The organism is Nocardioides marmoriginsengisoli (assembly GCF_003725695.1).
Lineage (GTDB): Bacteria > Actinomycetota > Actinomycetes > Propionibacteriales > Nocardioidaceae > Marmoricola > Marmoricola marmoriginsengisoli.
In genome coordinates, this window is sequence record NZ_RJSE01000006.1 from 52,567 (window position 1) to 72,500 (window position 19,934).

The 19,934-nt window shown below is 68.8% G+C and carries 16 protein-coding genes and 2 rRNA genes; all 18 read right to left on the reverse strand.

The genetic code is table 11. The annotated features are described in order from the left end of the window. Positions 1-17 precede the first annotated feature (17 nt). The 18 genes from EFK50_RS08075 to EFK50_RS08160 all read right to left on the reverse strand — a co-directional run bounded on the left by EFK50_RS08075 (position 18) and on the right by EFK50_RS08160 (position 19,719). Positions 18-773 (reverse strand): pseudouridine synthase, encoded by a 756-nt coding sequence (locus EFK50_RS08075; RefSeq protein ID WP_123227073.1) that lies wholly within the window; start codon positions 771-773, stop codon positions 18-20. After that, positions 770-1,513: an SMC-Scp complex subunit ScpB gene (gene scpB / locus EFK50_RS08080; RefSeq protein WP_123227074.1), complete on the reverse strand. Its 744-nt coding sequence runs from the start codon at positions 1,511-1,513 to the stop codon at positions 770-772. The genes EFK50_RS08075 and scpB overlap by 4 nt, the downstream gene beginning before the upstream one ends. Beyond that, positions 1,510-2,400: a segregation and condensation protein A gene (locus EFK50_RS08085; RefSeq protein WP_123227075.1), complete on the reverse strand. Its 891-nt coding sequence runs from the start codon at positions 2,398-2,400 to the stop codon at positions 1,510-1,512. The genes scpB and EFK50_RS08085 overlap by 4 nt, the downstream gene beginning before the upstream one ends. Then, positions 2,397-2,768: a hypothetical protein gene (locus tag EFK50_RS08090; protein ID WP_123227076.1), complete on the reverse strand. Its 372-nt coding sequence runs from the start codon at positions 2,766-2,768 to the stop codon at positions 2,397-2,399. The genes EFK50_RS08085 and EFK50_RS08090 overlap by 4 nt, the downstream gene beginning before the upstream one ends. Then, a complete protein-coding gene (locus tag EFK50_RS08095) occupies positions 2,750-3,637 on the reverse strand; it encodes a ParA family protein (protein WP_246004093.1) in 888 nt (295 codons plus the stop codon). The genes EFK50_RS08090 and EFK50_RS08095 overlap by 19 nt, the downstream gene beginning before the upstream one ends. A gap of 368 nt (positions 3,638-4,005) precedes the next feature. Then, complete coding sequence (gene xerD, locus EFK50_RS08100) at positions 4,006-4,920, reverse strand: site-specific tyrosine recombinase XerD (RefSeq protein ID WP_221177329.1); 915 nt, start codon at positions 4,918-4,920, stop codon at positions 4,006-4,008. 41 nt (positions 4,921-4,961) lie between these two features. Next, on the reverse strand, positions 4,962-6,086 hold the full coding sequence (gene ald / locus EFK50_RS08105) for an alanine dehydrogenase (protein ID WP_123227078.1): 1,125 nt from the start codon (positions 6,084-6,086) through the stop codon (positions 4,962-4,964). A gap of 75 nt (positions 6,087-6,161) precedes the next feature. Next, positions 6,162-6,764, reverse strand: coding sequence for an NUDIX domain-containing protein (locus EFK50_RS08110; RefSeq protein ID WP_123227079.1), 603 nt, complete (start codon positions 6,762-6,764; stop codon positions 6,162-6,164). Then, complete coding sequence (locus EFK50_RS08115) at positions 6,754-8,448, reverse strand: CTP synthase (RefSeq protein ID WP_123227080.1); 1,695 nt, start codon at positions 8,446-8,448, stop codon at positions 6,754-6,756. The genes EFK50_RS08110 and EFK50_RS08115 overlap by 11 nt, the downstream gene beginning before the upstream one ends. Positions 8,449-8,578: 130 nt before the next feature. Then, on the reverse strand, positions 8,579-10,516 hold the full coding sequence (steA, locus tag EFK50_RS08120; RefSeq protein ID WP_148046104.1) for a putative cytokinetic ring protein SteA: 1,938 nt from the start codon (positions 10,514-10,516) through the stop codon (positions 8,579-8,581). Between the two features lie 78 nt (positions 10,517-10,594). After that, positions 10,595-12,337: a DNA repair protein RecN gene (gene recN, locus EFK50_RS08125; RefSeq protein ID WP_123227082.1), complete on the reverse strand. Its 1,743-nt coding sequence runs from the start codon at positions 12,335-12,337 to the stop codon at positions 10,595-10,597. Continuing rightward, the gene (locus tag EFK50_RS08130; protein ID WP_221177322.1) at positions 12,334-13,302 is read right to left on the reverse strand and encodes an NAD kinase; all 969 of its coding nucleotides are present in this window, start codon (positions 13,300-13,302) and stop codon (positions 12,334-12,336) included. Before EFK50_RS08130 ends, recN begins: the two co-directional genes overlap by 4 nt. Positions 13,303-13,305: 3 nt before the next feature. After that, positions 13,306-14,133: a TlyA family RNA methyltransferase gene (locus tag EFK50_RS08135; RefSeq protein WP_123227083.1), complete on the reverse strand. Its 828-nt coding sequence runs from the start codon at positions 14,131-14,133 to the stop codon at positions 13,306-13,308. 10 nt (positions 14,134-14,143) lie between these two features. Continuing rightward, positions 14,144-14,425: a hypothetical protein gene (locus tag EFK50_RS08140; protein WP_123227084.1), complete on the reverse strand. Its 282-nt coding sequence runs from the start codon at positions 14,423-14,425 to the stop codon at positions 14,144-14,146. Beyond that, positions 14,422-15,402 carry an HAD-IIA family hydrolase gene (locus tag EFK50_RS08145; protein WP_123227085.1) on the reverse strand — a complete coding sequence of 327 codons (981 nt, stop codon included), beginning with the start codon at positions 15,400-15,402 and terminating at the stop codon, positions 14,422-14,424. Before EFK50_RS08145 ends, EFK50_RS08140 begins: the two co-directional genes overlap by 4 nt. A 7-nt stretch (positions 15,403-15,409) precedes the next feature. Further along, positions 15,410-16,270 (reverse strand): tetratricopeptide repeat protein, encoded by an 861-nt coding sequence (locus EFK50_RS08150; RefSeq protein WP_123227086.1) that lies wholly within the window; start codon positions 16,268-16,270, stop codon positions 15,410-15,412. Positions 16,271-16,409: 139 nt separating this feature from the next. Continuing rightward, positions 16,410-16,526, reverse strand: a 5S ribosomal RNA gene (gene rrf, locus EFK50_RS08155). Between the two features lie 84 nt (positions 16,527-16,610). Then, a 23S ribosomal RNA gene (locus tag EFK50_RS08160) occupies positions 16,611-19,719 on the reverse strand. Positions 19,720-19,934 lie beyond the last annotated feature (215 nt).

Sequence of the window (19,934 nt, forward strand, 5' to 3'; positions counted from 1 at the left end):
AATCGGGGTCTCCAAGGCTACAAGCCGGCGGTGTCGAGCAGCGATCCGACCTCGTCGGTGCTGAGCTCGCGCAGCTGGCCGCTCTTGAGCTGCCCGATCCGCACCGGGCCGATCGCCGTGCGGGAGAGCCGCTGCACCGGGTGCCCGATCTCGTCCAGCAGGCGGCGGACGATCCGGTTGCGGCCCTCGTGGATGACCAGCTCGACGATGCCGCGCTGGGCGGTGCTGGAGATCACCCGGGCGCGGCGGACCTCCACCGGGCCGTCCTCCAGGGTCACGCCGGCCAGCAGCGTCTTGACGGTGTTCTTGTCGACCGCACCGGTGACCTCGGCGACGTACGTCTTCTCCATCTCGTACGACGGGTGCGCCAGCCGCTGCGCGAAGTCGCCGTCGTTGGTGAGCATGATCAGCCCGTCGGTGTCGGTGTCGAGCCGGCCCACGTGGAAGAGCCGCTCGGGCCGGTTCGCCACGAAGTCGCTCAGCGTCCGCCGTCCCTCGGGGTCCGACATCGTCGAGACGACCCCGCGGGGCTTGTTCAGGACCAGGTAGACGTTCGGGCTGCGCGGCGGCAGCCGCTTGCCGGAGACGCGGATCACCGCGGTCGCCGGATCCACCTTGGTGCCGAGCCGGGTGACGATCTCGCCGTCGACCTCGACCTCGCCGGCGAGCATCAGCTCCTCGCACTTGCGACGGCTGGCCACCCCGGAGGTGGCGAGCAGCTTCTGCAGCCGGATCAGGCCTTCGTCGTCGAGGTCGGAGGACTGGTCGGTCACGATTCCGGGGTCTCGTCGGGTTCGGCGCTCTCGCCCGGCTGCGTCGGCGCACTGACCGCCGCCGCGAACTCCTCGTCGAGGTCGAACTCGTCCATGTCCGGCACGAACGGAGCCAGCTCGGGCAGCTCGTCGAGCGAGGTGATCCCGATCCGCTCCAGGAAGTAGGTGGAGGTCCGGTACAGGTTCGCGCCGGTCTCGGCGTCGGCTCCGGCCTCCTCGACCAGGCCGCGGGTGAGCAGGGTGCGCATCACGCCGTCGACGTTGACGCCGCGGATCGCGGAGACGCGGCTGCGGCTGACCGGCTGCTTGTAGGCGACCACGGCCAGCGTCTCCAGGGCGGCCTGGGTCAGCCGGGCCTGCTGGCCGTCGAGGACGAACCGCTCCACGACCGGGGCGAACTCCTCGCGGGTGTAGTACCGCCAGCCGCCGGCCACGTTGCGCAGCTCGAAGCCGCGCATCGCCTCGTCGTACTCGCGGGCCAGGTCGCTGAGCGCGGCCTCGACCTCGCTGACCGGGTACCCGACCGCGGTGGCCAGGCTGAGGTCGTCCAGCGGCTGGTCGGCGACCATCAGGACCGCTTCCAGCGCGGGCCGGAGCTCGGCGAGCGGGATCGAGAGGGACTCCCCCTCGGACTCGCGAATCTCGTCCGCCTGCTCGTCGGCCGGCGTATCGACCTCAGGCGTCTCGACCTCAGGCGTCTCGACAAGCTCGACGTCCGGCGTCGTCTCGGTCTCGGTCATTCCTCGTCACTTCCTCCGGTGTTCAGCTCGGCGCCCGGGTCCGGGGAGAGCGGGGTGCCGTCGAACTCGTCGTTGATCTCGATCTGCTCGTCCTCGCCGCCGGTCCAGCGGACGGTCAGCTCCCCGAGCGGGGTCATCTGGTCGAACGCCAGCACCCCCTCGCGGAAGAGCTCCAGGAGCGCCAGGAACCGGGCCACCTTGGTCATCGTGTCCGGCGCGTCCGCGGCGAGCTTGCGGAAGGTGAGGGTGCCGTGCACCCGCAGCCGCTCGACCACGACGTGCGCCTGCTCGCGGACGCTCACCGCCGGGGCGTGGATGTGCGCCAGCGAGACGCCCTCGGGCTCGGGCTTCGGCTCCAGCGCCTTGGCCGCGAGTCCGGCGAACTCCTCGAGGCCGAGCCCGATCAGCACGTCCGGCAGCAGCGTCGCGAACCGCTCGTCCAGGCCGACCGCGCGCGGGAACCGGAGCGACTCCGCCTCGACCCGCTCCTCCAGGACCGCGGCGACCTGCTTGAAGGCGCGGTACTGCAGCAGCCGCGCGAAGAGCAGGTCCCGCGCCTCGAGCAGCGCCAGGTCCTCCTCGTCCTCGACGTCGCCGGAGGGCAGCAGCCGGGCCGCCTTCAGGTCGAGCAGGGTGGAGGCGATCAGCAGGAACGACGTGGTCTGCTCGAGGTCCCAGACGTCGCCGGCGGCCTTGATGTGCGCGATGAACTCGTCGGTGACCTTCGACAGCGCCACCTCGGTGACGTCCAGCTTGTGCTTGCTGATCAGGCTCAGCAGCAGGTCGAACGGTCCCTCGAAGTTGTCCAGCCGGACGGCGAAGCCGGTGTCCAGCCCGTCGCCCTCCAGGATGTCTGCAGCGATCTCGGTCGTGGCCGCCGGCGTCATCCGAGCAACCGGCGTACGAGCTCGCTGTCGTCGCCCTGGTGCTCCAGGTCGGCGAGCACGATCGAGAGCGCCTCCCGGACCAGGCGGCCGCGGTCGACGGCCAGGCCGTGGTCACGGCGCAGCGACAGCCGGGCGTGCTCGATGTCGACGAGCTCCTCGGCGGTGACGTACACCGTCATCTTCTCGTCGTGCCGGACCCGGCCGCTGGAGGTGCGCGGACCCCGGGCCTTCGTCGACTTGGCGGTCTTCCGCGCGGGCGCCGGCTCCGGTACGGCGGCAACCGCGGGCGCGGCCTCGGCCTGGTCGCCCTCGCTCGTCGGCCGGAACAGGTCGTCGGCCGTCGGCAGGCTTACGCGTCGTGCTGCCAACGAGCCAGCACCTCCTTGGCCAGCGTCCGGTAGGAGTCGGCTCCCGCGGAGGACGAGGCGTAGGCGGTGATCGGCTCACCGGCCACGGTCGCGTCCGAGAACTTCACGGTCCGGCGGATCACCGTGTGGAAGACGGTGTCGCCCCAGGCCTCGACCAGGCGCTGCATCACCTCGCGGCTGTGCAGGGTCCGACCGTCGAACATGGTGCCGAGGACGCCCTCGATCTCCAGGCGCGGGTTGAGCCGCTCCTTGACCTTGTCGATGGTGGTCTTCAGCAGGGCCACGCCGCGCAGCGCGAAGTACTCGCACTCCAGGGGCACGATCACGCCGTCGGAGGCGGTGAGCGCGTTCACGGTGAGCAGGCCGAGCGAGGGCTGGCAGTCGATCAGGATGACGTCGTACTTCTCCAGCGCCGGGGCGAGCACCCGCTGCAGGGTCTGCTCGCGGGCGACCTCGTGCACCAGCTGCACCTCGGCGGCCGAGAGGTCGATGTTGGAGGGCAGCAGGTCCATCCCGGGGACGCCGGTCGGGACCACGACCTCGTCGAGGTCGACGTCGCGCTGCATCAGCAGGTTGTAGATGGAGAGCTCCATCTGGTGCGGGTTCAGACCGAGACCGACCGAGAGCGAACCCTGCGGGTCGAAGTCGACCAGCAGCACCTTGCGACCGAACTCGGCCAGCGAGGCACCGAGGTTGATCGTGGTGGTGGTCTTGCCGACGCCGCCCTTCTGGTTGCACATCGAGATCACCCGCGCCTTGGTGCGCGCTCCGACCGGGCCCGGCTCGGGGAACTCCGGGAGCGGGCGACCGGTGGGGCCGATCACGACGTCCGAGTCGGCAGGGGCGGAGACGACGGTCTCGTCGGGCACGTCATGGTCCTCAGGCAGTCGGATGGAGGGGGTGTCGAGAGACGGGTGCTGCAGCACGGTGGCCTCCGGAGGGGTGACCGGATTGCGGACCAAGGGTGGGACCTCGGAGGCGCTGGTGGTCTGTCCGCCGAATCCGTCGGCACCGCTCATGGTCCGGTTCCCCTCGTCGAGATGGCCCCTGCACCTTTGTCGACTTGGCGGCAAGTCGTGCAGTGGGCTGGACTCTAGGCCCGTCGGCGTACCGCTCACAAGCCGAGGGCGCAGACTCCTGTCCTGCAAGGGAAATCTGGGGAAACTGTGTGCATAAGCTCCCGCTCAAACCCACAGCCGAGGAGCGTCCTGTGCATAAACCTGTGGGTTCGCCGAGGTCACGCCAACGCCCGCGGATGCGCGGCCGCGTAGACCTCGCGCAGGCTGTCGACGGTGACCAGCGTGTACACCTGGGTGGTGGTCACCGAGGCATGGCCGAGCAGCTCCTGGACGACCCGGACGTCGGCGCCGCCCTCCAGAAGGTGGGTCGCGAACGAGTGCCGCATCGTGTGCGGCGAGACCTCGGCCTTGACCCCGGCGCGCTCGGCGGACTTCACGATCACCGTCCACGCGCTCTGCCGCGACAGCCGGCCGCCGCGCGCGTTCAGGAACATCGCCGGCGTGCCCTTGCCGGTCGACGCCAGGTCCGGACGGGCCCGGGTCAGGTAGGCCTCGACAGCCTCGCGGGCGAAGCGCCCGACCGGGACGATCCGCTCCTTGCTGCCCTTGCCGCGCAGCAGGACGGTGCCGTGGGTCAGGTCGAGGTCGTCGACGTCCAGGCCGACCGCTTCCGAGATCCGGGCGCCGGTGCCGTAGAGCAGCTCCAGCAGGGCCCGGTCCCGCATCGACAGGATCGTGCCGGCCGCGCCGGCAGCCTCCAGGATCGCTTCGACGTCACCGAGCGCGAGCGCCTTCGGCAGCCGCTTGGCGGGACTGGGCGGGCGCACGCCGACGGACGGGTCCAGCCGGGCCAGACCGTCCTTCACCGCGAACTTGTGGAACCCCCGGACCGCCACCACGGTGCGCCCGGCCGAGGTCGCACTCAGCGCGACGTGCTCGCTGTCCCCCTCCCGCAGCGCGGTCAGGAAGTCGAGCACGGTCTGCTCGGTGATCGCGTCCAGTTCGGTGATCCCGACGCCGTCCAGGAAGCCCAGGTAGCGCCGCAGGTCGCGCCGGTACGACGAGAGCGTGTTCGCCGCCAGACCGCGCTCGACCCCGAGGTGGTCCAGGTAGGTACGGACCGCGCGGACCAGCGGGCTCGGGACCGGGGCGGGGTTCTGCTCAGGATTCTGGGTCAGGACACGGCCCCCAGCGCACTCTCCAGCGAGACCGACGCCATCCCGTGCGCCTCGGCGACCGGGGCGTAGGTGACGTCGCCGGCGTGGGTGTTCAGGCCGAGGGCGAGCGAGTGGTCATCGCGGCAGGCCTGCTGCCAGCCCTTGTCGGCGAGCGCGACGGCGTACGGCAGGGTGGCGTTGGTCAGCGCGTACGTCGAGGTGTTCGGGACCGCGCCCGGCATGTTGGCCACGCAGTAGAACGTCGAGTTGTGCACCTGGTACGTCGGATCCGCGTGCGTGGTCGGCCGGGTGTCCTCGAAGCAGCCGCCCTGGTCGACCGCGATGTCGACCAGCACCGACCCCGGCTTCATCGACGCGACCAGCTCGTTGGTGACCAGCTTCGGCGCCTTCGCCCCCGGGATCAGCACCGCGCCGATCACCAGGTCCGCCTCCAGCAGCTGCTGCTGGATGGCCAGCTTGGAGGAGGCCAGGCCGTGCACCCGGTTGTTGTAGCGCCAGAACGACATCCGCAGCTTGTCCAGGTCGGTGTCGAGCAGGGTGACGTCCGCGCCCATGCCGAGCGCGATGTTGGCGGCGTTCTGACCCGAGACGCCGGCGCCGAGGATCACCACCTTCGCGTTCGCGACACCGCCGACCCCGCCGAGCAGCACCCCGCGCCCCCCTTGGGCCTTCAGCAGCGAGTAGGCGCCGACCTGAGGAGCCAGGCACCCGGCCACCTCGGACATCGGGTAGAGCAGCGGCAGCCCGCCCGAGGGCAGCTGCACCGTCTCGTAGGCGACCCCGGTGACCTTGCGAGCCGCAAGCTCCGCGGTCAGCGGCTGGTCGGCCGCCAGGTGCAGGTAGGTGAAGAGCAGCAGCCCCTCGCGCATCCGGTGGTACTCCTCGGCCACCGGCTCCTTGACCTTCAGCACCATCTCGCCTCGCGCCCAGACGTCGTCGGCGCTGTCCAGCAGCGTCGCGCCGGCGCCGGCGTACTCCTCGTCCGGGATGGAGGACCCGACCCCGGCACCGCGTTCGACGAACACCTCGTGCCCGTGCGCGACCAGCTCGTGGACCCCGACCGGGGTGATCGCCACCCGGTACTCGTGGTTCTTGACTTCCTTCGGTACGCCGACCCTCACTGCGATCTCCCAGTCATCTACGGCACGAGGTGTGCCCGTCTCGTCACTTAATAGACAGGCTAACCACGAAATCCGTCAAAAGCGGCCACGATTCCTCATCAATTCGTAGGACATCACCGCTCCAGCGAGCGGCGCGTCGGCCGCGCTGCCGTCCAGGACGGCTTCGAGCAAGTCCTGGTAGCCGACCCGCTCCATGGTCATGTCGGCCTCCTCGTGGTGCATCTCGAAGTCGCGGGGCACCTCGGTCAGGCCGCGGGCGAGGTAGAGCGCGTGCGTCTCCGAGGTGATCCCCGGCGAGGCGTAGGTGGTCAGCAGATGGGTCCACTCGGCGGCGGCCAGCCCGGTCTCCTCACGCAGCTCGCGCTGCGCCGCGACCAGCGGGTCCTCGCCGGGCTTGTCGAGCTTGCCGGCCGGGAGCTGGATCATCCGCTTCTGCACCGGGTGCCGGTACTGCCGCAGGATCACCACCCGGTCGTCCTCGTCGATCGCCAGCACCACCACCGCGCCGGGGTCCTCGACCACCAGCCGGGTGAACTCGTGCTCCGGCTCCCCCGGGACTGAGAGGGTGTCCTCGCGGAAGTTCACCACCCAGCCGGACTCGTACACGTACGCCGAGCGGCTCAGCGGCCAGGACTGGGGCTCGTCCGCGATCCGCGCGGACGACGGCTCAGGACTCATCGTCGGCCGAGTGCACCCGCAGGCCGGTCTCGTCGATCGGGATCCGCAGCTCGCGCTGGCGGGTGATCGCGGCGCCGACCAGGCCCGCGAACAACGGGTGCGGCCGGGTCGGCCGGGACCGCAGCTCCGGGTGCGCCTGGGTCGAGACGTAGTAGGGGTGCACGTCGGCCGGAAGCTCGACGTACTCGACCAGGTTGTTGTCCGGCGAGAGGCCGGAGAAGACCAGACCGGCCTGCTCGAGCTTGTCCCGGTAGGCGTTGTTGACCTCGTAGCGGTGCCGGTGCCGCTCGGAGACCTGGGCCTCGCCGTACGCCGCCCGGACGACCGAGCCGTCCTTGAGGTTCGCCGGGTAGAGACCCAGCCGCATGGTGCCGCCGAGGTCGCCGGCGCCCTCGACGAACGCGTGCTGCTCGGCCATGGTGGCGACCACCGGCTCCGCGCAGTCCGGGTCGAACTCGGTGGAGGCCGCCTCCAGCAGGCCGGCCTCGCTGCGGGCGTACTCGATCACCATGCACTGCAGGCCCAGGCAGATGCCCAGGGTCGGGATCTTGTTCGTCCGCGCGTAGGTCAGCGCGCCGAGCTTGCCCTCGATGCCGCGGATGCCGAACCCGCCGGGCACCAGCACCGCGTCCACGTCGGCGAGCGCCTTGGCGGCGCCCTCACGGGTCTCGCACTCGTCCGAGGCGATCCACGCGACGTTGACCTTGGCCTTGTGCGCGAAACCACCGGCCCGGAGCGCCTCGGCGACCGAGAGGTAGGCGTCGGGCAGGTCGATGTACTTGCCGACCAGGCCGACGGTGACCTCCTCGTCGGGGTGGTGCACCCGCTGCAGCAGGTCGTCCCAGAGGGTCCAGTCGACGTCGCGGAACGGCAGGTTCAGGCGGCGTACGACGTAGGCGTCCAGTCCCTCGGCGTGCAGCACCTTCGGGATGTCGTAGATGGACGGGGCGTCCGCGGCGGTGACCACCGCGTCCTGGTCGACGTCGCACATCAGCGAGATCTTCTTCTTGATCCCGTCGGGCAGCTGCCGGTCGGCGCGGCAGACGATCGCATCCGGCTGGATGCCGATCGAGCGCAGCGCGGCGACCGAGTGCTGGGTCGGCTTGGTCTTCAGCTCCTGGCTGGGGCCGATCCACGGCACCAGCGAGACGTGCAGGAAGAAGACGTTGTCGCGGCCGAGGTCGTGACGGACCTGGCGGGCCGCCTCGAGGAACGGCAGCGACTCGATGTCACCGACGGTGCCGCCGATCTCGGTGATCACCACGTCGATCTCCGGGCCGCCCATCGCGCGGATCCGGTCCTTGATCTCGTTGGTGATGTGCGGGATCACCTGGACCGTGTCACCGAGGTAGTCGCCGCGCCGTTCCTTGGCGATCACCGTCGAGTAGATCTGACCGGTGGTGACGTTGGCGATCTGGTTCAGGTCGGTGTCGAGGAAGCGCTCGTAGTGGCCGACGTCCAGGTCGGTCTCGGCGCCGTCGTTGGTCACGAAGACCTCACCGTGCTGGAACGGGTTCATCGTCCCGGGGTCGACGTTCAGGTACGGGTCGAGCTTCTGCATCGTGACCCGCATGCCGCGCGACTTGAGCAGGCTGCCGAGACTCGAGGCGGTGAGTCCCTTGCCCAGCGAGGAGGCGACTCCGCCGGTGACGAAAACGTGCTTGGTCGGCTGGCTAGGTGCCAAGGTGACTCCCGTGGTCGGTTCGCATGAAGTGCGGCGGCGCTGGCTTCCGAAGCAGAAAGTCCAACATCTCCACGGGGTTCAACCCTATCAAGAAAACCCGCACCCTCGTTGCACGCCGCGTACGAGATCTCTACGACAGCGGCGGAACCGCCCCGTCGCCGCCTCCCGGACCGTAGTCGCCGACGTCGCCCCGGGTCTGGGCGGCCAGGGCCAGGATCGCCACGACCCGGCCCTCGACCCCCTCCGAACCCCCGGCCGAGCTCACCGCCGCGCCCGGGCGCACGGCCTTGAGGACCGCGGTCTCCGCGGTCGGCCCGGTCACCACCGTCGCCGTCTGACCCCCGTACGCCGCCACCGTCGTCGCCAGGGCCGAGTCCTCGTCCGGAGTCGTGTCGCGGCCCGCCACGATCAGCGTGAGCGCCGCCCGAGCGGTGACCTTGGCGGTGGCCAGCTCGGCCGTCTGCAGCCCGGAGACCACCCCGACAGCGGTGGTGTCGTACGCCGCGCGCGGCACCTTCGCCGCCGCGCCGACCCCGGCCGCACGGGCCAGCAGCGCGCCGAGGCGCTGGTAGCCGGTGGCACCGGCGGGGACGGTCACGTCCTTCGCCTGGGTGAGCATCTGGCTGGTCAGCGCCTCGACCAGTCCGCGCTGGGCACCGGAGACGGCGGCCGGGGCCACGGTGACGTCGGCGGTCACCTGCGCGCCGGCGGTGCCGACCAGACCGCGCAGCGCGGTCAGCGTCTCCGGATCCGCGCCGGGAAGCGCGACCACCGCGACCGACCGGCCGGCGAGGGTGCCGCGGACGACGTTGGCGGCGGTCGCCGTGGTGAACGCGTCCCGTTGCTGCGCTCGCGTGGTGAGCGCCTCGAGCTGCCGGTCCCGGTCGGCGACCTGGTCCTCGACGCGCTGGAGGTCGTGCGAGCCGCCCAGCGAGTCGGGGAGCTCGGCACGCAGGTCGTCGCGCCACCGCTCCCCCGTCGGGGTGAACGCCAGCACGCCCACGGCGCCGACCAGGACCGCGGCGACCAGCGCGCGGACGATCCGGGTACGGCGCGGACGGCCGCGGAGCAGCGGCACCGCACGCCCCTCGACCAGGCGGGTGCCGAGCCGGAGCCGGGTCAGCACGTTGCTGGCCTGGTCGTTGCGGTCCCGGTCGACGAACTCGTCCAGGGTCGCCGGCGATCCGACCGGGACGGCCAGCCGGGCGTTCCCGTGGTGGGCGAGCAGGAGGCCGACGTCCGCGGCGGCCAGGCTGGTCGGCAGCACCACGGCGGGCAGGTTCAGCTTCTCCACCTGGCTGCGGACCGCGTGCCCGGGCTCGACGAGCACGACCTCGGCGCACCGGGCCAGCGCCTTGTCCGAGACCGCCGCCCCGCCGCTGAGAACGCCGACGGCAGGCTTCAGCCGGCGTCGTAGCGCCAGGTCGATCCCGGAGTCGACCGCGATCACCACCGGCTTCGTCCGGCGCCGCAGCCGGCGGATCCCGGCCAGGTCGGCCCTGGTGGCCGCCGTCCCGATCACCACGACCACCCGGTCGGTCATCGAGGTGGCCAGCGGCGGCATGCCGAGACCGTGCAGCACCAGCGGCTCCTCGCGCCGGACGAGCTCGCTGGCCGCGTGCGCGAAGCTCTCCAGCTGCACGGCCAGGCCGGAGCCCGCCTCCTGCATCTGGTCGCGGACCGCCACCGCGTCGAGCTCGCGCACGTCGAGGACGACCACGGCGTCGTCGTACAGGGTGCCCTCGTGGAGCCGGAGCGTGCTGCCGTCGCGCAGGCCGAGCACCTGGTCGCGGTTCCCCTCGAAGAGCCGGACGCCGGCCCCGACGAGCGTCTGCGGTCCGCGGTTCGCGAACCGGCCGGAGATGAACTCGGCGGCGTTGATCACGGCCAGCGGCTTCCGATCCAGCAGAGCCTGGGCGACGTCGCCGCCGAGGTCCCGCTGGTCGATCACCACCAGGTCCCCCGGCTGCACCCGGCTGATCAGGGTGGCGAGGTTGCGGTGGGCGCGGACCACGACGGAAAGGCCGGGGAGGACGGACGACTTCTTACCGAGACGAGGCAATTTCATGGCGCTTGCATGCTTTCACGCAGCTGGTCCGATATGTCGTACCGCGCCAGGGTCGGCCTGTCCCGCCGTCCTCGCGGGTCAGCTGCGGGCGGTCCGGGCCTGCTGGGCGACGTCGAGGAGCTCCTGGGCGTGCGCCATCGCGGTCTCGGACTCCTCGAGGCCGGCGAGCATCCGGGAGAGCTCCCGGACCCGGCCGGCGTCGTCGAGCACCGAGAGCCCGGAGGTGGTGACCCGGCCGTCGCTGGCCTTGGCGACCACGACGTGCCGGTCCGCGAACGCGGCGACCTGCGGCAGGTGGGTGACCACCAGGACCTGGGCCGAACCGGCCAGCGCGGCCAGCCGGCGACCGATCTCGACCGCGGCCTTGCCGCCGACTCCGGCGTCGACCTCGTCGAAGACGAAGGTGGGCACCGGGCTGGTCCCCGCCAGGACGACCTCGATCGCCAGCATCACCCGGGAGAGCTCGCCCCCGGAGGCGCCCTTGTTGAGCGGACGCGGCTCGGATCCGGTGTTGGCGGCCAGCAGGATCTCGACCTGGTCGATGCCCGACCCGGTGAACCGCCAGCTGCCGCCGTCGACCTCCAGTCCCTCGGGGTCGGGGGTGCGCCCGACCACGATCTCGACCCGGGCGTGCGGCATCGCCAGCGCGGAGAGCTCGTCGCTCACCGCGGCCGACAGCGCCGCACCGGCGGCGGTCCGGGCGACGGAGAGCGCGGCGGCCCGGTCGGCGAGCTCGGCCCGCAGCCGCGCCCGCTCGGCGCGGAGCTCCTCGGCCCGGTTCTCCGAGTTCTCCAGGACCAGCAGCCGTTCGGCCGAGGCGGCCGCCCAGGCGAGCACCTCGTCGACGGTCTCGCCGTACTTGCGGGTCAGCGCCGTCAGCGCGGCGCGACGCTCGGAGACCACGGCCAGCCTCGCCGGGTCGGTGTCGAGCGCCGAGGCGTACGACGCGACGTCAGCCGCGACGTCGGCGAGCAGGTACGAGACCTCGGCGACCCGGTCGGCCAGCTTGCCGGCATCGACGTCGTGCTCGCGGACCGACTCCAGCGCTCGTCGGGCGGTTGCCATCGCGCCGAGGGCGTCCGCCGTACCGGAGTCGGCGACCGTGTCGGAGGAGAGCGCCTCGCGGGCCTCCTCGGCGGCGGTGCGCAGGGTGTCGGCGAACCCGAGCCGGGACTCCTCGTGCGCCAGGGCGACGTCCTCGCCGGACAGCGGCTCGACGGCTTCGATCTCGTCCAGCCCCAGGCGCAGGACATCCGCCTCGCGGGCCCGTTCCCGGGCGGCACCGACGACCTCGGCGAGCTCGCCCTCGACCTTCCGCAGCGCGGCGTAGCCGGTGCGGTACTCGGCGGCGACCTCCGCGAGCGGTGCGCCCGCGAACCCGTCCACCGCGGCCCGTTGCGCCTCGGCCTGGAGCAACCGGTGCTGGTCGGACTGGCCGTGCACCGCGACCAGGTGGTCGGCCACGCTCTGGAGCGCCGAGATCGGCACCGACGCGCCGCCCAGGAAGGCGCGCGAACGGCCCTCGGCGGACACCTGGCGGGCCAGGACCAGGGTCCCGTCCTCGACCTCGCCACCGAGCTCGTCGGCCATCGCCGGGATCGGACCCCCGGTCACCGCGACGATGCCCTCGACCCGGGCGGCCTTGGCCCCGTTGCGCACCGCGCCGGCATCGGCACGGGCACCGAGCAGCAGCCCGAGCGCCGTGACGAGCATCGTCTTGCCGGCCCCGGTCTCGCCGGTGACCACGTTCAACCCGGGTCCGAGCTCGAGCACGGACTCGTCGATCACACCCAGCGAGGCGATCCGGATCTCCTCGATCACGAGTCGATCCCCGGTTGCTTGCGGCGGCGTTCGGAGGAGCCGCGCCAGCCCTCGACGGGCAGGTCGAACTTGGCGACCAGCCGGTCGGTGAACGGAGCCTCGTGCAACCGGACCAGGCGCACCGGCTTGCTCCCCCGGCGTACCTCGATCCGGGCGCCCGGCGGCAGCTCGACGGTACGACGACCGTCGCACCAGAGCACGCCGGCCCCCTGGGTCTGGGCGAGCACCTCGACCGCGAGTACCGAGTCCGGTGCCACAACCATCGGTCGCGCGAACAACGCGTGCGCGCTGATCGGCACCATCAGCAGCGCCTCGACGCCGGGCCAGACCACCGGTCCGCCGGCGGAGAAGTTGTACGCCGTGGAGCCGGTCGGCGTCGCGCAGACGACGCCGTCGCAGCCCCACCGGCTGAGCGGCCGGCCATCGATCTCGACGACCACCTCGAGCATCCGCTGCCGGGCCGCCTTCTCCACGCTGGCCTCGTTCAGGGCCCAGGTGGAGGTGACCAGCTCCTTGCCCTGATAGACGGCGACATCGATCGTCAGCCGGTCCTCGGCGGTGTACCGGCGCTCGATGATCGCCTCGATCGTCGCCTCGAGGTCCTCGCTCTCCGCCTCGGCCAGGAAGCCGACGTGGCCGAGGTTGATGCCGAGCACCGGGGTCCCGGAATTGTGGGTCAGCTCGGCAGCACGCAGGATCGTGCCGTCACCGCCGATCACGACCGCCAGCTCGCAGCCGTCCGCCGCGATGCCCTCGGCGACGAGCTCGACGCCGTCGGTGGTGTCGAGCGCCAGGTCCGCCGCTTCGTCGGCGAGGACCCGGACGACCACGCCGTGCACCCGGAGGGCGGCGACCACCTTGCGCGCGACCGCCAGTGCCTCCTCGCGCCCGGTGTGCGCGAGCAGCAGGATGCGCCGCGGGAGGTCCCCGGGGGCCGCGTCGACGCGGGGCTGATCAGTGCTCACGCATCACAGCCTCTCACCAGCGGGGTCGGGCACGCTGGAACGGCTCACCTCTGTGGATATCTCGGCTTCGCCGATGGTTGGGGATCCGTGGCGCAGCCAGAGGAAGAACTCGACGTTGCCCGACGGCCCCGGCAACGGGCTGACCGCCACCCCGACCGCTCCCCAGCCGCGGGCGGCGGCCGCCTCGGCGATGTCCAGGACGGCAGCGGTCCGGTGCGCTGGATCCCGCACCACCCCGCCCTTCCCGAGGCGTTCCTTGCCGACCTCGAACTGCGGCTTGACCATCAGGGCCAGGTCCCCGTCCGGCCGGGTGACGCCGATCAGCGCGTCCAGGACCAGCCGGAGCGAGATGAACGACAGGTCTCCGACCACCAGGTCCACCGGTCCGTCGATGACGTCGACGGTGAGCTCGCGGATGTTGGTGCGGTCGTGCACGGTCACCCGGTCGTCGGACTGCAGCGACCAGGCCAGCTGTCCGTACCCGACGTCGACGGCCACCACCTCGGCCGCGCCGGCGCGCAGCAGGACGTCGGTGAACCCTCCCGTGGAGGCGCCCGCGTCCAGGCAGCGTCGGCCGGCGACCTCCAGGCCCGCGAACGCGGCCAGCGCACCGGCCAGCTTGTGTCCGCCACGACTGACGTAGTCGGGCTTGTCCGGGTCGGGGCGGACCACCAGGTCGGCGTCCACGGTCACCCCGGTCGCCGGCTTGGTCGCCCGTTGCCCCTGCACCGTCACCCGGCCGGCGGCGATCAGCTCGGCGGCGTGGTCCCGGGAGCGGGCCAGCCCGCGGCGGACCAGCTCCGCGTCGAGCCGGAGACGACGAGGGGGCACCGGCTCGTGCCTAGGCGTCGTCGCCGGCGCCGGAGAGGGTACGGCGAAGCTGCTCGTGGGCCTGCTCGAAGACCGCGACGTGCTCGTCGACCGGCTTGGAGTCCAGGGTCTGCAGCGAGCGGAGCACCTCGTCCACCGCGGCGTTGCCGGTCGCGGCCGCCTCACCGGAGGCCACCAGCTCACCAGCCAGGTCGTCGAGGTCGTCGCGGAGCAGCTCGTCGTCCGAGGGCCGCTCACGGTCCTCGGCGTCCGCCGGCTCCTGGTCGACGTCCTCGGGGTACTGGTCGGTCATGCCACCACGCTACCGGGGACCGCACCGTCGGTGCTCGCGGGCCGACCGGTTTCGTCGAGGTGGGCCCAGGTCGTCCGGGCGACGGCGGACCACCAGCCGTGGACGTCCCCGGCGCCCTGGACGCGCAGCCGCCCGTCCACCACGGCCGCGGTCCAGCCATCGACGGGGGTCGCCGGGTGCGCCAGCCTGCTCAGGTCCGCGCCGACGTACGTGGGGCGCCGGGACACCTCGATCCTCGCCAGGTCCGCCAGCGTGGTCACCCCGGTCATCACGAGCAGGCTGTCCCAGCCGACCGCGATCGCGCCGTCGATGTCGGTGTCGAGCCGATCGCCGACGACCAGGGGGCGGGTGCCACCGACCCGGGCCAGGGTCTCCTCGAAGAGCGGTGGCCGCGGCTTGCCGGCGACCAGCGGCGTACGTCCGGAGAACTCGGCGACGAGCGCGACCAGCGCGCCGTTGCCCGGTCCCGGGCCGCGCTCGGTGGGCACGGTCAGGTCGGTGTTGCTGGCGACCCACGGCAACCCTTCGCGGACCAGGATGGCTCCGTCGATCACCTGCCGCCACGGCACCTGCGGCCCGAAACCCTGGACCACCGCGACCGGGGAGCCGGTGAGATCGGTGACCGGGACCAGCCCGCGCTCGCGCAGCGCGGTCTCCAGTCCGGGACCGCCGATCACGTAGACCTCCGCCCCGGACGGAACCTGCTGGGCGACCAGCCCGGCCGCGGCCTGCGCACTGGTGACAACGTCCGCCGGCTCGGCCGCCACACCCAGCTCGCGCAGGTGCGCCGCGACGTCCTCGGGCGACCGCGACGCATTGTTGGTCACGAACGCCAGGTGCATCCCCGAGGCCACGGCTCCTTCGAGCGCGGCAGCAGCGCCGGCGACCGCCCGCTCACCGATGTAGACCACGCCGTCGAGGTCGAGGACCGCCGTGTCGTAGGCCTCGCACAGCGGACGGCGATCAGGTTCGCTCATCCGGCGGTCAGCCCTGGCTGCGTTCGATCTCCAACGCCCGGGCACCGGCGTCGGTGATCTCGTCGACGTCGACCGCCTCGGTGCGGTGGAACCACTCCAGCGCGTCCTCACGGCGGCCGGCGGCGAGCAGCGTCTCGGCGTAGGTGTAGCGGAGCCGGGCCACCCAGGGCTGCCGGGACTTGGAGTTGATCGGGCCGTTCTCCAGGGTCCGCAACGCGGCATCGAGCTCGCCGCGGTCACGACGTGCTCCCGCCTCGACGATCAGCACCTCGGCCAGCAACGGCGGCGCGAACTTGTCGCGCGGGGTGTTCTTGAGCAGCGTGAGGGCGCGGTCGGGGCGTCCGAGGGCGCGCTCGCAGTCCGCCATCATCGCCACGTAGTCGTGGGCGCCGTTCATCCGCTTCGCCGATCGCAGCTCGGCGAGGGCCTCGCTGTACTCACCGGCCGCGTACGCCGCCTCCCCCACGGCCTCCCGTACGACGGCCAGCCGGCCTGCCCGCCCACGCGCGGCCAGGGTGTGCTGGTAGGCGACCTTCGGGTCGGACTCGAGCAGCTCGCCGGCGGCGACCAGGTGGCGTGCCACCCGGAGCATCAGCTTCTCCGGCAGCGACTTCAGCTGGTCAGCGACCGAACGGTCGAGCTCCTTGCCGGTGATCCACTCGGCGATCTCCGGGCCGTCGTACTTCTGCTGGTCCGCGGTGCGCGCCTCGTCGTTGCGGGGGCGGCGGTCGTCCTTGCGGTCGCGACTGTAGGGACGGTTCTCGTTCGAGCGCCGCGGACCACCCTTGCCCGAGCCGCCGCGACCACCCTCGTTCCGTCCGCCCGACCTCGCGGGACGTGCACTTCTGGGCTGGCGATCGTCTGACACGGTTCCTCCTGGTGTTGCGACACTCTTGAATTAGGTGCGGTACGGGTTGCTACTCGAGTTTGCGGCACGGACGAGCTCACGAACAAGTCCTGAAATGACGCAAGGGCCGCCCCCGAGGGGGCGACCCTTGCTAAAAATTGTCCGGCGACGTCCTACTCTCCCACAACCTCCCGGTTGCAGTACCATCGGCGCTGAACGGCTTAACTTCCAGGTTCGGAATGGAGCTGGGTGTTTCCCGTTCGCTATGGCCGCCGAAACTCTATGGAGTTATATCGAAGCCTGATTTCTCAGGTTCCCGACCGTAACTCGGGAACCACACAGTGGACGCGCAACATCTTTGAGGGACAAGCCCTCGGCCTATTAGTACCGGTCAGCTAGGCATTACTGCTATACACTTCCGGCCTATCAACCCAGTCGTCTACTGGGGGCCTTACCCGGTTAACCCGGTGGGAAACCTCATCTTGAAACGTGCTTCCCGCTTAGATGCTTTCAGCGGTTATCACTTCCGAACGTAGCTAACCAGCCGTGCTCCTGGCGGAACAACTGGCACACCAGAGGTTCGTCCATCCCGGTCCTCTCGTACTAGGGACAGCCTTTCTCAAGTTTCCTGCGCGCGCGGCGGATAGGGACCGAACTGTCTCACGACGTTCTAAACCCAGCTCGCGTGCCGCTTTAATGGGCGAACAGCCCAACCCTTGGGACCTACTCCAGCCCCAGGATGCGACGAGCCGACATCGAGGTGCCAAACCATCCCGTCGATATGGACTCTTGGGGAAGATCAGCCTGTTATCCCCGGGGTACCTTTTATCCGTTGAGCGACGCCGCTTCCACATGCCAGCGCCGGATCACTAGTTCCGACTTTCGTCCCTGCTCGAGTTGTCACTCTCACAGTCAAGCTCCCTTGTGCACTTACACTCGAAACCTGATTGCCAACCAGGCTGAGGGAACCTTTGAGCGCCTCCGTTACATTTTAGGAGGCAACCGCCCCAGTTAAACTACCCATCAGGCACTGTCCCTGATCCAGATAATGGACCTAGGTTAGATGTCTAATACGATCAGAGTGGTATTTCAACGTTGACTCCACCTGAACTGGCGTCCAAGTTTCACAGTCTCCCACCTATCCTACACAAATCGAACCAAACACCAATACCAAACTATAGTAAAGGTCCCGGGGTCTTTCCGTCCTGCCGCGCGTAACGAGCATCTTTACTCGTAGTGCAATTTCGCCGAGTCTATGGTTGAGACAGCGCCCAAGTCGTTACTCCATTCGTGCAGGTCGGAACTTACCCGACAAGGAATTTCGCTACCTTAGGATGGTTATAGTTACCACCGCCGTTTACTGGGGCTTAAGTTCTCCGCTTCGATCCGAAGATCTAACAGGTCCCCTTAACCTTCCAGCACCGGGCAGGAGTCAGTCCGTATACATCGTCTTACAACTTCGCACGGACCTGTGTTTTTAGTAAACAGTCGCTTGGGCCTGGTCTCTGCGGCCATCATTGCTTTTTGCAGCAAGTGCAATAACAAATCCGGCCCCCCTTCTCCCGAAGTTACGGGGGCATTTTGCCGAGTTCCTTAACCATAGTTCACTCGATCGCCTTAGTATTCTCTACCTGATCACCTGAGTCGGTTTGGGGTACGGGCGGCGCATAGCTCGCTAGAGGTTTTTCTCGGCAGCATAGGATCATCCACTTCGTCCATAAGGACTCCCCATCAGGTCTCAGGCATGCAGTTGACGGATTTGCCTATCAACAGCCCTACACCCTTAGCCGTGGTCTACCATCGCCACGGTTGGACTACCTTCCTGCGTCACCCCATCGCTTGACTACTACCGGTTCGGGTCGTGCGCTCTGCCATGCCCCATCACCCCGAAGGGGTCAGTAAGCATGGTTTCGGGCACTTAGCATCACCGGGTTCGTCATGGGCGCTATTTTGCCGGTACGGGAATATCAACCCGTTGTCCATCGACTACGCCTGTCGGCCTCGCCTTAGGTCCCGACTTACCCAGGGCAGATTAGCTTGACCCTGGAACCCTTGATCATTCGGCGGAAGAGTTTCTCACTCTTCATTCGCTACTCATGCCTGCATTCTCACTCGTGTGGCGTCCACGACTGGTTCACACCGCCGCTTCACTCGCCACACGACGCTCCCCTACCTATCCGTGCAACTGGACCCGAAGGCCTGTCTTAACGCACGAATACCATAGCTTCGGTGGATAACTTGAGCCCCGCTACATTGTCGGCGCAGAATCACTTGACCAGTGAGCTATTACGCACTCTTTCAAGGGTGGCTGCTTCTAAGCCAACCTCCTGGTTGTCTGTGCGACTCCACATCCTTTTCCACTTAGTTATCGCTTAGGGACCTTAGCTGATGGTCTGGGCTGTTTCCCTCTCGACAATGGAGCTTATCCCCCACTGTCTCACTGCCGCGCTCTAACTTACCGGCATTCGGAGTTTGGCTAATTTCGGTAAGCTTGTAGGCCCCCTAGACTATCCAGTGCTCTACCTCCGGCAAGAAACACGCGACGCTGCACCTAAATGCATTTCGGGGAGAACCAGCTATCACGAAGTTTGATTGGCCTTTCACCCCTATCCACAGGTCATCCCCTCAGTTTTCAACCTAAGTGGGTTCGGTCCTCCACGCGGTCTTACCCGCGCTTCAACCTGCCCATGGATAGATCACTTCGCTTCGGGTCTTGAGCGTGCCACTCAGTCGCCCTATTAGGACTCGCTTTCGCTACGGCTTCCCCACACGGGTTAACCTTGCGACACACCGCAAACTCGCAGGCTCATTCTTCAAAAGGCACGCTGTCACAGGTGTAAACACCCGCTCCAACGGATTGTAGGCACATGGTTTCAGGTACTATTTCACTCCCCGCCAGGGGTACTTTTCACCTTTCCCTCACGGTACTTGTCCGCTATCGGTCACCAAGGAGTATTTAGGCTTAACGGGTGGTCCCGCCAGATTCACACGGAATTTCAGGGGTTCCGTGTTACTTGGGGTGACGCTTCAGAGTCATTGACTTACGTGTACGGGGGTATCACCCTCTACGCCGGGACTTTCCAGTCCTCTTCGACTTCATCAATGATTTCTTACTCTGTGTTGACTCGGCAGAATCAACTAAACGGCCCCACAACCCTCAAACAGCAACGCCTGCCGGCTATCACACTGCATGAGTTTGGCCTCTTCCGATTTCGCTCGCCACTACTCTCGGAATCACTTTTGTTTTCTCTTCCTGAGGGTACTGAGATGTTTCACTTCCCCTCGTTCCCTCCAACTGCCCTATGTGTTCAGGCAGAGGTAACTGGACATGACTCCAGCTGGGTTTCCCCATTCGGAAATCCCCGGATCACAGCTCTGTTGCCAGCTCCCCGGGGCTTATCGCAGGCTCATACGTCCTTCATCGGCTCTTGGTGCCAAGGCATCCACCATGTGCCCTTAGTAGCTTGTCTTGCTACAAAGATGCTCGCGTCCACTGTGTAGTTCTCAAGATACGGGCGGTACCGCCATCGGTTCCCCGCCTACCGGGCACATCCGCAAGGATGGCCTCAGTGGTTCGAGGGGATGGTGGTCCAAGAAGAATCGAGTAACTCGATCCCTCAGGACCCAACAGTGTGCCTGATTTGTTTCCAGCCGCAGCGCTCGGGTTTCCACTCTGAACTCCATC

Excerpts from the sequence above, each read along its gene's own strand:
- steA (WP_148046104.1), bottom strand. The coding sequence starts at position 10,516 with ATGAAATTGCCTCGTCTCGGTAAGAAGTCGTCCGTCCTCCCCGGCCTT.
- EFK50_RS08140 (WP_123227084.1), bottom strand. The coding sequence starts at position 14,425 with ATGACCGACCAGTACCCCGAGGACGTCGACCAGGAGCCGGCGGACGCC.
- EFK50_RS08085 (WP_123227075.1), bottom strand. The coding sequence starts at position 2,400 with ATGACGCCGGCGGCCACGACCGAGATCGCTGCAGACATCCTGGAGGGC.
- EFK50_RS08110 (WP_123227079.1), bottom strand. The coding sequence starts at position 6,764 with ATGAGTCCTGAGCCGTCGTCCGCGCGGATCGCGGACGAGCCCCAGTCC.
- EFK50_RS08145 (WP_123227085.1), bottom strand. The coding sequence starts at position 15,402 with ATGAGCGAACCTGATCGCCGTCCGCTGTGCGAGGCCTACGACACGGCG.
- scpB (WP_123227074.1), bottom strand. The coding sequence starts at position 1,513 with ATGACCGAGACCGAGACGACGCCGGACGTCGAGCTTGTCGAGACGCCT.